This is a genomic window from Citrobacter sp. H12-3-2 (assembly GCF_009649895.1).
Lineage (GTDB): Bacteria > Pseudomonadota > Gammaproteobacteria > Enterobacterales > Enterobacteriaceae > Citrobacter > Citrobacter portucalensis.
Genome location: NZ_CP045837.1, coordinates 4,632,976 through 4,646,510, shown reverse-complemented (window position 1 = coordinate 4,646,510; position 13,535 = coordinate 4,632,976). Strand labels below are relative to the sequence as shown.

The 13,535-nt window shown below is 53.2% G+C and carries 6 protein-coding genes and 3 rRNA genes; 6 read left to right on the top strand and 3 right to left on the bottom strand.

Features of this window, described 5'->3' with window-relative positions:
• Positions 1-4 precede the first annotated feature (4 nt).
• Entirely contained in the window at positions 5-1,330 is a 1,326-nt protein-coding gene (gene zraR, locus GHC22_RS22055) for a sigma-54-dependent response regulator transcription factor ZraR (RefSeq protein WP_071446128.1), read from the top strand.
• Here the strand turns inward: zraR and purD are convergent.
• Both purD and purH read right to left on the bottom strand, forming a co-directional pair.
• Positions 1,327-2,616: a phosphoribosylamine--glycine ligase gene (purD, locus tag GHC22_RS22050; protein WP_048227505.1), complete on the bottom strand. Its 1,290-nt coding sequence runs from the start codon at positions 2,614-2,616 to the stop codon at positions 1,327-1,329. The two genes, zraR and purD, sit on opposite strands and share 4 nt — an antisense overlap.
• A gap of 15 nt (positions 2,617-2,631) precedes the next feature.
• A complete protein-coding gene (purH, locus tag GHC22_RS22045; RefSeq protein WP_153753905.1) occupies positions 2,632-4,221 on the bottom strand; it encodes a bifunctional phosphoribosylaminoimidazolecarboxamide formyltransferase/IMP cyclohydrolase in 1,590 nt (529 codons plus the stop codon).
• Between the two features lie 624 nt (positions 4,222-4,845).
• On the opposite strand from purH, the gene GHC22_RS22040 reads away from it, so the two are divergent.
• The 3 genes from GHC22_RS22040 (at position 4,846) to rrf (ending at position 9,743) form a co-directional block, all read left to right on the top strand.
• Positions 4,846-6,387: ribosomal RNA gene (locus GHC22_RS22040) — 16S ribosomal RNA — on the top strand.
• A 235-nt stretch (positions 6,388-6,622) separates the two neighbouring features.
• Positions 6,623-9,530, top strand: a 23S ribosomal RNA gene (locus GHC22_RS22035).
• A gap of 97 nt (positions 9,531-9,627) precedes the next feature.
• Positions 9,628-9,743, top strand: a 5S ribosomal RNA gene (gene rrf, locus GHC22_RS22030).
• The 16S, 23S and 5S rRNA genes sit together here, the layout of an rRNA operon.
• Before the next feature lie 382 nt (positions 9,744-10,125).
• Here rrf and GHC22_RS22025 read toward each other — a convergent pair.
• Positions 10,126-10,563 carry an acetyltransferase gene (locus GHC22_RS22025; RefSeq protein WP_153753904.1) on the bottom strand — a complete coding sequence of 146 codons (438 nt, stop codon included), beginning with the start codon at positions 10,561-10,563 and terminating at the stop codon, positions 10,126-10,128.
• Between the two features lie 157 nt (positions 10,564-10,720).
• Here GHC22_RS22025 and metA point away from each other — a divergent pair, with 157 nt between their 5' ends.
• Both metA and aceB read left to right on the top strand, forming a co-directional pair.
• On the top strand, positions 10,721-11,650 hold the full coding sequence (gene metA / locus GHC22_RS22020) for a homoserine O-succinyltransferase (RefSeq protein WP_003826503.1): 930 nt from the start codon (positions 10,721-10,723) through the stop codon (positions 11,648-11,650).
• 268 nt (positions 11,651-11,918) lie between these two features.
• Positions 11,919-13,520, top strand: coding sequence for a malate synthase A (gene aceB, locus GHC22_RS22015; protein WP_032942053.1), 1,602 nt, complete (start codon positions 11,919-11,921; stop codon positions 13,518-13,520).
• Positions 13,521-13,535 lie beyond the last annotated feature (15 nt).

Here is a 13,535-nt window from a genome sequence, read left to right as displayed (position 1 = left end):
AAGGATGACGCGCGGAAAAATCAATATTCTGGTGGTAGATGACGATATCAGCCACTGCACCATTTTACAGGCGCTGCTGCGCGGCTGGGGTTATGAGGTCGCGCTGGCCTATAGCGGGCGAGCGGCGCTGGAACAGGTGCGCGAACGCGTATTTGATTTAGTGCTGTGTGATGTACGCATGGCGGAGATGGACGGCATCGCAACGCTGAAAGAGATTAAAGCGCTGAATCCGGCGATTCCAGTCTTGATCATGACGGCGTTCTCCAGCGTGGAGACTGCCGTTGAAGCGCTTAAAACCGGGGCGCTGGACTACTTAATCAAGCCGCTGGATTTTGACCGTCTGCAGGAGACGCTGGAAAAGGCGCTGGCGCATACGCGGGAAACGGGCGCTGAACTGCCATCGGCGTCGGCTGCGCAGTTTGGCATGATTGGCAGCAGTCCGGCGATGCAGCAGTTGCTCAACGAAATTGCGATGGTTGCTCCTTCGGATGCTACGGTGCTTATTCACGGAGACTCCGGTACGGGGAAAGAGTTGGTAGCCCGGGCGCTGCATGCCAGCAGCGCCCGTCGCGATAAACCGCTGGTGACGCTCAACTGCGCGGCGCTTAATGAATCGCTGCTGGAGTCCGAACTTTTTGGTCACGAGAAAGGGGCGTTTACCGGGGCGGATAAACGGCGGGAAGGGCGTTTTGTCGAAGCCGATGGCGGCACGTTATTTCTTGATGAAATTGGCGATATCTCACCGCTGATGCAGGTGCGTCTGCTGCGGGCTATCCAGGAGCGCGAAGTGCAGCGGGTTGGCAGCAACCAGACTATTGCGGTTGATGTCCGGCTGATCGCCGCTACGCATCGCGATCTAGCAGAGGAAGTCAGTGCCGGGCGCTTTCGCCAGGATCTCTACTATCGCCTGAACGTCGTCACCATTGAAATGCCAGCGCTGTGCCAGCGCCGGGAAGATATTCCGCTGCTAGCCGAACATTTTCTCCAGCGTTTTGCCGCGCGTAACCGTAAAGCGGTGAAAGGCTTTACTCCGCAGGCGATGGATCTGCTGATCCACTACGACTGGCCGGGCAATATTCGTGAGCTGGAAAATGCGATTGAGCGCTCGGTGGTGCTGCTGACGGGGGAATATATTTCCGAACGCGAGCTGCCGATGGCGATTGCCGCGACGCCGATAAAAACGGAATTCAGTGGCGAGATCCAACCGCTGGTGGATGTCGAAAAAGAGGTGATTCTGGCGGCGCTGGAAAAAACGGGCGGCAATAAAACGGAAGCCGCCCGTCAGTTAGGCATTACGCGTAAAACGCTGCTGGCGAAAATTTCGCGTTAGCGTTGCTCGCGTTCAATGGCGCGCCAGCCGATGTCGTTACGGCTGAAGCTGCCATCCCAGCGGATGTCGGTCATCAGGGCGTAAGCGCGTTTCTGCGCTTCAGCCACGGTATGACCCAGGGCGGTGGCGCACAGCACGCGACCGCCGCTGGTCAGCACGCGATCGTCTTCGGCGAGTTTAGTGCCCGCATGGAACACTTTTCCGTCTTCTACTTCTTCCAGCGGCAGACCGTGGATCTCATCTCCGGTGTTGTAGTTGCCCGGATAACCTCCGGCAGCAATGACGACACCCAGCGAGGCGCGTTCGTCCCACTCGGAGGTTTTCTCATCCAGCTTGCCGTCGCAGGCGGCCAGGCAAAGCTCCACCAGGTCCGATTTCATGCGTAGCATGATTGGCTGGGTTTCCGGATCGCCGAAGCGGCAGTTGAACTCGATAACCTTCGGATTGCCCTGTTTGTCGATCATCAGACCCGCGTACAGGAAACCGGTGTAGGTATTCCCTTCCGCCGCCATACCTTTTACGGTTGGCCAAATAATGCGTTCCATGGTGCGCTGATGCACTTCATCAGTTACCACCGGCGCTGGTGAGTAAGCACCCATACCGCCGGTGTTCGGGCCAGTGTCGCCGTTGCCTACGCGTTTGTGGTCCTGGCTGGTGGCCATCGGCAGCACGTGCTCGCCGTCGACCATTACGATAAAGCTCGCTTCTTCGCCGTCGAGGAACTCTTCGATCACGATACGGTGGCCCGCATCGCCAAAAGCGTTACCTGCCAGCATGTCATGAACGGCGGCTTCTGCTTCCTCCAGCGTCATCGCCACGATAACGCCTTTACCGGCGGCCAGACCGTCAGCTTTGATGACGATCGGCGCGCCTTTCTCACGCAGATAGGCCAACGCTGGCTCAATCTCAGTGAAGTTCTGATATTCCGCCGTCGGGATCTGGTGACGGGCGAGGAAATCTTTGGTGAAGGCTTTGGAGCCTTCCAGCTGTGCAGCGCCTTCGGTTGGCCCGAAGATCTTCAGGCCAGCGGCGCGGAACGCATCGACCACGCCAATCACCAGCGGCGCTTCCGGGCCGACGATGGTCAGGTCAATTTTCTCGTTCTGGGCAAAGCTCAGTAGAGCTGGAATATCGGTGACGCCGATAGCCACGTTCTGCAGTGCTGGTTCCAGTGCGGTGCCCGCGTTACCTGGTGCAACAAAAACGGTATCAACCAGCGGGGACTGTGCGGCTTTCCAGGCCAGGGCGTGCTCGCGCCCGCCGTTGCCAATCACTAATACTTTCATTGTCTGCTCCGTGGATTAATGGCGGAAGTGGCGCATGTCGGTAAAGATCATCGCGATACCGTGTTCATCGGCAGCGGCAATGACTTCGTCATCACGGATAGAACCACCGGGCTGGATAACGCAGCTCACGCCAACGGCGGCGGCAGCATCAATACCATCGCGGAACGGGAAGAAGGCGTCAGAGGCCATTGCAGAGCCTTTCACTTCCAGACCTTCGTCAGCCGCTTTAATCCCGGCGATTTTTGCGGAGTACACGCGGCTCATCTGGCCTGCGCCTATGCCGATAGTCATGTTCTCTTTGGCATAAACAATGGCGTTGGATTTCACGAACTTGGCGACTTTCCAGCAGAACAGTGCATCGCGCAGCTCTTGCTCGGTCGGCTGACGTTTGGACACCACGCGCAGTTCGCCTTCGATCACCATCCCCAGATCCCTGTCCTGAACCAGCAAACCGCCGTTAACGCGTTTGAAGTCGAGGCCCGGTACACGCTGTGCCCACTGACCGCAGGTCAGAACGCGAACGTTCTGTTTGGCGGCGGTGATTTTCAGTGCGTCTTCGGTTGCGGACGGGGCGATGATCACTTCCACGAACTGACGGGAGATAATTGCCTGCGCGGTTTCGGCATCCAGTTCGCGGTTGAAAGCGATGATGCCGCCGAATGCGGAGGTCGGGTCGGTTTTATAGGCGCGGTCGTAAGCGTCGAGAATAGAGGTACTTACCGCCACGCCGCACGGGTTAGCGTGCTTAACGATCACACAGGCTGGCTCGCTGAACTCTTTCACGCACTCCAGCGCCGCGTCGGTATCGGCGATGTTGTTGTAGGAAAGCGCTTTGCCCTGTACCTGCTGCGCGGTGGCAACGGACGCTTCTTTAACATTCTCTTCTATATAGAAGGCAGCCTGCTGGTGGCTGTTCTCGCCGTAGCGCATATCCTGCTTCTTAATGAAGTTCAGGTTCAGCGTACGCGGGAAACGACCGGCGGCCTCTTTGCTCTCACCGTGGTAAGCCGGAACCATGCTGCCGAAGTAGTTGGCAATCATGCTGTCGTAGGCGGCGGTGTGTTCGAAGGCTTTAATCGCGAGGTCAAAGCGGGTTTCCAGAGTCAGGGAGCCTTCGTTGGCATCCATCTCTTTAATAATGGCGTCGTAGTCGCTGCTCTTCACAACGATCGCTACGTCTTTATGGTTCTTGGCAGCGGAACGCACCATGGTCGGGCCGCCGATATCAATGTTCTCTACCGCATCTTCCAGCGAGCAGCCTTCACGGGCGACGGTCTCGGCGAATGGATACAGGTTTACAACCACCATATCGATAGGATCAATGTGGTGCTGTTCCATAATGGCATCGTCCTGACCGCGACGACCAAGAATGCCGCCGTGGACTTTCGGATGCAGGGTCTTCACGCGTCCATCCATCATTTCCGGGAAGCCGGTGTAATCGGAAACTTCGGTCACTGGCAGACCTTTCTCCGCTAACAGGCGCGCAGTGCCACCTGTAGACAGCAGCTCCACACCACGTGCGGAAAGTGCCTGAGCGAATTCGATGATACCGGCCTTGTCAGAAACACTGAGCAGAGCGCGGCGGACTGGACGACGTTGTTGCATGGTAAATCCCCTGGATTTGACTATTACAGAGAGCGTTAGGTGAATTCTTGGCTAAAAACTCAGCTAACGCCCCTTACGGGGCATCCTTGTTTTGCGGGGGCATTGTAACGAAAACGTTTGCGCAACGCTCGCGAATTTTTAATTTTCGATTTTGACCTCTTCTTTTTCTGTTGAAGGAGGCTGATATAACGAGAGGATCGTAGAAACGATCGTGTGGTTTGTGGATAAGTCTGTGTGTAAATGGGTATAAAGCGGGGTTTCGCTGTGGAATGCAGCAGTCAGTCATTTTTCTGTCATTTAAGGGTTGCGGGCCGCAGGAAACTCCCTATAATGCGCCTCCATCGACACGGCGGATGTGAATCACTTCACACAAACAGCCGGTTCGGTTGAAGAGAAAAACCTGAAAATGAGGGTTGACTCTGAAAGAGGAAAGCGTAATATACGCCACCTCGCGACAGAGCGCTAAAGCGCGTCGCAACTGCTCTTTAACAATTTATCAGACAATCTGTGTGGGCACTCGAAGATACGGATTCTTAACGTCGCAAGACGAAAAATGAATACCAAGTCTCAACGAGTGAACACGTAATTCATTACGAAGTTTAATTCATTGAGCATCAAACTTTTAAATTGAAGAGTTTGATCATGGCTCAGATTGAACGCTGGCGGCAGGCCTAACACATGCAAGTCGAACGGTAGCACAGAGGAGCTTGCTCCTTGGGTGACGAGTGGCGGACGGGTGAGTAATGTCTGGGAAACTGCCCGATGGAGGGGGATAACTACTGGAAACGGTAGCTAATACCGCATAACGTCGCAAGACCAAAGAGGGGGACCTTCGGGCCTCTTGCCATCGGATGTGCCCAGATGGGATTAGCTAGTAGGTGGGGTAACGGCTCACCTAGGCGACGATCCCTAGCTGGTCTGAGAGGATGACCAGCCACACTGGAACTGAGACACGGTCCAGACTCCTACGGGAGGCAGCAGTGGGGAATATTGCACAATGGGCGCAAGCCTGATGCAGCCATGCCGCGTGTATGAAGAAGGCCTTCGGGTTGTAAAGTACTTTCAGCGAGGAGGAAGGTGTTGTGGTTAATAACCGCAGCAATTGACGTTACTCGCAGAAGAAGCACCGGCTAACTCCGTGCCAGCAGCCGCGGTAATACGGAGGGTGCAAGCGTTAATCGGAATTACTGGGCGTAAAGCGCACGCAGGCGGTCTGTCAAGTCGGATGTGAAATCCCCGGGCTCAACCTGGGAACTGCATCCGAAACTGGCAGGCTAGAGTCTTGTAGAGGGGGGTAGAATTCCAGGTGTAGCGGTGAAATGCGTAGAGATCTGGAGGAATACCGGTGGCGAAGGCGGCCCCCTGGACAAAGACTGACGCTCAGGTGCGAAAGCGTGGGGAGCAAACAGGATTAGATACCCTGGTAGTCCACGCCGTAAACGATGTCGACTTGGAGGTTGTGCCCTTGAGGCGTGGCTTCCGGAGCTAACGCGTTAAGTCGACCGCCTGGGGAGTACGGCCGCAAGGTTAAAACTCAAATGAATTGACGGGGGCCCGCACAAGCGGTGGAGCATGTGGTTTAATTCGATGCAACGCGAAGAACCTTACCTACTCTTGACATCCAGAGAACTTAGCAGAGATGCTTTGGTGCCTTCGGGAACTCTGAGACAGGTGCTGCATGGCTGTCGTCAGCTCGTGTTGTGAAATGTTGGGTTAAGTCCCGCAACGAGCGCAACCCTTATCCTTTGTTGCCAGCGGTTCGGCCGGGAACTCAAAGGAGACTGCCAGTGATAAACTGGAGGAAGGTGGGGATGACGTCAAGTCATCATGGCCCTTACGAGTAGGGCTACACACGTGCTACAATGGCATATACAAAGAGAAGCGACCTCGCGAGAGCAAGCGGACCTCATAAAGTATGTCGTAGTCCGGATTGGAGTCTGCAACTCGACTCCATGAAGTCGGAATCGCTAGTAATCGTGGATCAGAATGCCACGGTGAATACGTTCCCGGGCCTTGTACACACCGCCCGTCACACCATGGGAGTGGGTTGCAAAAGAAGTAGGTAGCTTAACCTTCGGGAGGGCGCTTACCACTTTGTGATTCATGACTGGGGTGAAGTCGTAACAAGGTAACCGTAGGGGAACCTGCGGTTGGATCACCTCCTTACCTTAAAGAAACGTTCTTTGTAGTGCTCACACAGATTGTCTGATGAATGATGAACTTCTGAATGTACTTTCGAGTGCATTAAGAAGTTTTGCTCTTTAAAAATCTGGATCAAGCTGAAAATTGAAACGACACACTGTTTCATTTCTCCGTAATAAGAAATGAAAAATGGTGTGTTCGAGTCTCTCAAATTTTTGCAAGTCGATGATGAATCGAAAGAAACATCTTCGGGTTGTGAGGTTAAGCGACTAAGCGTACACGGTGGATGCCCTGGCAGTCAGAGGCGATGAAGGACGTGCTAATCTGCGATAAGCGTCGGTAAGGTGATATGAACCGTTATAACCGGCGATTTCCGAATGGGGAAACCCAGTGTGATTCGTCACACTATCATTACGTGAATACATAGCGTAATGAAGCGAACCGGGGGAACTGAAACATCTAAGTACCCCGAGGAAAAGAAATCAACCGAGATTCCCCCAGTAGCGGCGAGCGAACGGGGAGCAGCCCAGAGTCTGAATCAGCATGTGTGTTAGTGGAAGCGTCTGGAAAGTCGCACGATACAGGGTGAAAGTCCCGTACACAAAAGTGCATGTGTTGTGAACTCGAAGAGTAGGGCGGGACACGTGGTATCCTGTCTGAATATGGGGGGACCATCCTCCAAGGCTAAATACTCCTGACTGACCGATAGTGAACCAGTACCGTGAGGGAAAGGCGAAAAGAACCCCGGCGAGGGGAGTGAAAAAGAACCTGAAACCGTGTACGTACAAGCAGTGGGAGCACCCTTTGGGGTGTGACTGCGTACCTTTTGTATAATGGGTCAGCGACTTATATTCTGTAGCAAGGTTAACCGAATAGGGGAGCCGAAGGGAAACCGAGTCTTAACTGGGCGTTAAGTTGCAGGGTATAGACCCGAAACCCGGTGATCTAGCCATGGGCAGGTTGAAGGTTGGGTAACACTAACTGGAGGACCGAACCGACTAATGTTGAAAAATTAGCGGATGACTTGTGGCTGGGGGTGAAAGGCCAATCAAACCGGGAGATAGCTGGTTCTCCCCGAAAGCTATTTAGGTAGCGCCTCGTGAACTCATCTTCGGGGGTAGAGCACTGTTTCGGCTAGGGGGTCATCCCGACTTACCAACCCGATGCAAACTGCGAATACCGAAGAATGTTATCACGGGAGACACACGGCGGGTGCTAACGTCCGTCGTGAAGAGGGAAACAACCCAGACCGCCAGCTAAGGTCCCAAAGTCATGGTTAAGTGGGAAACGATGTGGGAAGGCACAGACAGCCAGGATGTTGGCTTAGAAGCAGCCATCATTTAAAGAAAGCGTAATAGCTCACTGGTCGAGTCGGCCTGCGCGGAAGATGTAACGGGGCTAAACCATGCACCGAAGCTGCGGCAGCGACACTATGTGTTGTTGGGTAGGGGAGCGTTCTGTAAGCCGTTGAAGGTGTATCGTGAGGTATGCTGGAGGTATCAGAAGTGCGAATGCTGACATAAGTAACGATAATGCGGGTGAAAAACCCGCACGCCGGAAGACCAAGGGTTCCTGTCCAACGTTAATCGGGGCAGGGTGAGTCGACCCCTAAGGCGAGGCCGAAAGGCGTAGTCGATGGGAAACAGGTTAATATTCCTGTACTTGGTGTTACTGCGAAGGGGGGACGGAGAAGGCTATGTTAGCCGGGCGACGGTTGTCCCGGTTTAAGCATGTAGGCGGAGGTTCCAGGTAAATCCGGTACCTTATTAACGCTGAGGTGTGATGACGAGGCACTACGGTGCTGAAGTAACAAATGCCCTGCTTCCAGGAAAAGCCTCTAAGCATCAGGTAACACGAAATCGTACCCCAAACCGACACAGGTGGTCAGGTAGAGAATACCAAGGCGCTTGAGAGAACTCGGGTGAAGGAACTAGGCAAAATGGTGCCGTAACTTCGGGAGAAGGCACGCTGATATGTAGGTGAAGTGGTTTACCCATGGAGCTGAAATCAGTCGAAGATACCAGCTGGCTGCAACTGTTTATTAAAAACACAGCACTGTGCAAACACGAAAGTGGACGTATACGGTGTGACGCCTGCCCGGTGCCGGAAGGTTAATTGATGGGGTTATCCGTAAGGAGAAGCTCTTGATCGAAGCCCCGGTAAACGGCGGCCGTAACTATAACGGTCCTAAGGTAGCGAAATTCCTTGTCGGGTAAGTTCCGACCTGCACGAATGGCGTAATGATGGCCAGGCTGTCTCCACCCGAGACTCAGTGAAATTGAACTCGCTGTGAAGATGCAGTGTACCCGCGGCAAGACGGAAAGACCCCGTGAACCTTTACTATAGCTTGACACTGAACACTGGTCCTTGATGTGTAGGATAGGTGGGAGGCTTTGAAGTGTGGACGCCAGTCTGCATGGAGCCATCCTTGAAATACCACCCTTTAATGGCTGGTGTTCTAACGTAGACCCGTAATCCGGGTTGCGGACAGTGTCTGGTGGGTAGTTTGACTGGGGCGGTCTCCTCCTAAAGAGTAACGGAGGAGCACGAAGGTTAGCTAATCCTGGTCGGACATCAGGAGGTTAGTGCAAAGGCATAAGCTAGCTTGACTGCGAGAGTGACGGCTCGAGCAGGTGCGAAAGCAGGTCTTAGTGATCCGGTGGTTCTGAATGGAAGGGCCATCGCTCAACGGATAAAAGGTACTCCGGGGATAACAGGCTGATACCGCCCAAGAGTTCATATCGACGGCGGTGTTTGGCACCTCGATGTCGGCTCATCACATCCTGGGGCTGAAGTAGGTCCCAAGGGTATGGCTGTTCGCCATTTAAAGTGGTACGCGAGCTGGGTTTAGAACGTCGTGAGACAGTTCGGTCCCTATCTGCCGTGGGCGCTGGAGAATTGAGGGGGGCTGCTCCTAGTACGAGAGGACCGGAGTGGACGCATCACTGGTGTTCGGGTTGTCATGCCAATGGCATTGCCCGGTAGCTAAATGCGGAAGAGATAAGTGCTGAAAGCATCTAAGCACGAAACTTGCCCCGAGATGAGTTCTCCCTGACTCCCTGAGAGTCCTGAAGGAACGTTGAAGACGACGACGTTGATAGGTCGGGTGTGTAAGTGTAGCGATACATTGAGCTAACCGATACTAATGAACCGTGAGGCTTAACCTTACAACGCCGAAGATGTTTTGGCGAAGAGACATCGAAATTCAGCTTGATTACAGATTACATCGACATGCCCAGGAGGTGTGTTGATGAACAGAATTTGCCTGGCGGCTGTAGCGCGGTGGTCCCACCTGACCCCATGCCGAACTCAGAAGTGAAACGCCGTAGCGCCGATGGTAGTGTGGGGTCTCCCCATGCGAGAGTAGGGAACTGCCAGGCATCAAATAAAAGCGAAAGGCTCAGTCGAAAGACTGGGCCTTTTGTTTTATCTGTTGTCTGTCGGTGAGCGCTCTCCTGAGGAGGACAAATCCGCCGGGAGCGGATTTGAACGTTGCGCAGCAACGGCCCGGAGGGTGGCGGGCAGGACGCCCGCCATAAACTGCCAGGCATTAATTTAGTGAAGAAGCCCATCCTGACGGATGGGCTTTTTTGCGTCTGTGCGGGATGAAAACCGCCGGATGCGGCGTACCGCCTTATCCGGCCTACAGAGGCTGGGCTGAACGTATTTTGTAGGCCTGATAAGCACAGCGCATCAGGCAACACGTCTGCACACTACCGGATACGGCATATCGCCTTATCCGGCCTACAAAAGCTAGTCCTGCTACCCGCGTACGAGGTTGAGTAACGGGTACGGTCGTCCGAGATCGTCCACCTCTGTACGTCCCGTCACGCTAAATCCCATCTTCTTATAGAATCCAACCGCCTGCTCATTCTGCTCGTTAACGTTGGTTGTTAGCGTTGAACTCATTGATAAAGCATGTTCAATCAGCAGTTTACCAACACCACTACCACGCACATCCGGATCGACAAACAAAGCATCAATATGCTTGTCGGTCAGAAGCATAAAAGCGACGGGCTCATCCTGTTCTGTCACTGCAACCCACAGAGGGGCTTCTGGTAAAAATGAACGTACCAGCTCCTCCAGCTCAATCCGATAATCCGCAGAGAGGAAATGGTGCGTGGCATCTACTGAGCGACACCAAATAGAAACTAACTTATCTCCTTCGTCCGGACGCGAACGACGAATGGTAAGGTTCATAGCATTCTCCTTTTTTCTTTACTGCACTATTCTACAGCAAGGAGCCGTGAAACTTTCTCAACTTGAGGATGCAAGCTCGACATTCGCATGATTCCTGGGTATCTTCAGCTATCTGGATGTCTAAACGTTTAAACGTATGTTGTGAGGTTATCAGGTTATGCCAATTCGCGTGCAGGACGAGCTACCCGCCGTCAATTTTTTGCGTGAGGAAAACGTCTTCGTGATGACGACATCCCGCGCTTCCGGTCAGGAAATTCGTCCACTGAAGGTGCTCATCCTTAACCTGATGCCCAAGAAGATTGAAACGGAAAACCAGTTCCTGCGCTTACTGTCTAACTCACCGCTGCAGGTAGATGTTCAGCTATTGCGCATCGATGCCCGCGAGTCACGCAACACCCCAACGGAGCATCTGAATAACTTCTACTGTAATTTCGAGGATATCTGCGATCAGAACTTTGACGGATTGATCGTGACCGGCGCACCGTTGGGCCTGGTTGAATTTAATGATGTGGCTTACTGGCCGCAGATTAAGCAAGTGCTTGAATGGGCCAAAGATCACGTTACCTCGACGTTATTTGTCTGTTGGGCGGTGCAGGCCGCGTTGAATATCCTGTACGGAATTCCCAAGCAAACCCGCACGGATAAACTCTCAGGCGTCTATGAGCACCATATTCTGCACCCTCATGCGCTACTGACGCGTGGATTCGATGATGCGTTCCTGGCCCCGCATTCGCGCTATGCTGATTTCCCTGCAGCGCTTATCCGCGACTACACCGATCTCGAGATCTTTGCTGAAACCGAAGAGGGAGATGCCTACCTGTTTGCCAGCAAAGACAAACGTATCGCCTTCGTGACGGGTCATCCTGAGTATGACGACCATACACTCGGCAGCGAATATTTTCGTGACGTCGAAGCGGGCTTATCGCCGGAAGTACCCTATAACTATTTCCCGAAAGATGACCCGCAAAACAAACCGCGGGCAACCTGGCGTAGCCACGGTAATCTGTTGTTTACCAACTGGCTCAACTATTACGTCTACCAGATCACGCCATATGATCTGCGTCACATGAATCCAACGCTGGATTAATCTTCTGTAGCAGACGATCCTTAAGCGTTTCAGCATATTGAATCAGGCACCTTCGGGTGCCTTTTTTATTTCCGAAACGCACCTCATCGTGTAATTAAATTTTATTTATATTGTTATCAATAGGTTAATTGATAATTAAATTAAAAATGGAAATTGTTTTTGATTTTGAAATTTAAATGAGTAGTCTTAGTTGTGCTGAACGAAAAGCGCACAACGATCCTTCGTTCGCATTGGGGATGTGTTTGGATCAATGACGAGGAACTACGCAATGAATCAACAGGCAACGACAACCGATGAACTGGTCTTCACCAGGCCGCGTGGCGAACAGGAACAGCAAATTCTGACCGCTGAAGCAGTGGAGTTTCTGACTGAACTGGTGACAAGATTTACGCCAAAGCGGAATAAACTTCTGGCTGCACGTATCCAGCAGCAGCAGGATATTGATGACGGTAAGTTGCCTGATTTTATTTCGGAAACAGCTTCCATTCGTGAAGGTAACTGGAAAATTCGCGGAATTCCTGATGATTTACTGGATCGCCGCGTAGAGATCACCGGACCCGTTGAGCGCAAGATGGTCATCAACGCGCTGAACGCGAACGTCAAAGTCTTTATGGCTGACTTCGAAGATTCACTGGCTCCTGAGTGGAGCAAAGTTATCGACGGGCAGATCAACCTGCGCGATGCGGTCAATGGCACCATTAGCTACACCAACGAAGCGGGTAAAATTTATCAGCTCAAGCCTAATCCGGCTCTGTTGGTATGTCGCGTTCGTGGTCTGCATCTGCCGGAAAAACACGTCACCTGGCGTGGCGAATCTATCCCGGGCAGCCTGTTCGACTTTGCCCTCTATTTCTTCCACAACTACAAAACGTTGCTGGCGAAAGGCAGCGGCCCTTATTTCTATCTGCCAAAAACGCAGGCCTGGCAAGAAGCGGCATGGTGGAGCGAAGTGTTCAGCTATGCAGAGGACCGCTTTAACCTGCCGCGCGGCACCATTAAAGCGACCCTGCTGATTGAAACGCTGCCTGCCGTCTTCCAGATGGACGAAATTCTGCACGCCCTGCGTGACCACATTGTGGGTCTGAACTGCGGTCGTTGGGACTACATTTTTAGCTATATCAAAACGCTGAAGAACCACCCGGATCGCGTGCTGCCGGACCGTCAGGTGGTGACGATGGATAAACCATTCCTCAGCGCCTATTCGCGTCTGCTGATTAAAACCTGTCATAAACGTGGCGCATTCGCGATGGGCGGCATGGCAGCGTTCATTCCCAGCAAAGATGCGGAACGTAACAACCAGGTTTTGACCAAGGTAAAAGCGGACAAAGCACTGGAAGCAAATAACGGTCATGACGGCACATGGATTGCCCATCCGGGACTGGCAGATACCGCCATGGCGGTGTTCAACGACGTACTCGGTGAAAACAAAAATCAGCTGTTCGTGACCCGTGAAGAAGATGCCCCGATTACCGCAGAGCAACTGCTGGCACCTTGTGAAGGTGAGCGTACTGAAGAAGGCATGCGCGCCAATATCCGTGTCGCGGTGCAGTACATCGAAGCGTGGATCTCCGGTAACGGCTGCGTACCGATTTACGGTCTGATGGAAGACGCGGCCACCGCCGAAATCTCCCGTACCTCCATCTGGCAGTGGATCCACCACGAGAAGACGCTCAGCAACGGCAAGCCGGTTACCAAACCGCTGTTCCGTCAGATGCTGGCCGAAGAGATGCTGGTGATTCAGGACGAGCTGGGCGAACACCGCTACAGCAGCGGGCGTTTTGACGATGCCGCGCGCCTGATGGAGCAAATCACTACCTCTGATGAACTGATCGATTTCTTGACCCTGCCAGGCTACCGCCTGCTGGCGTAATCCACCACATAACAA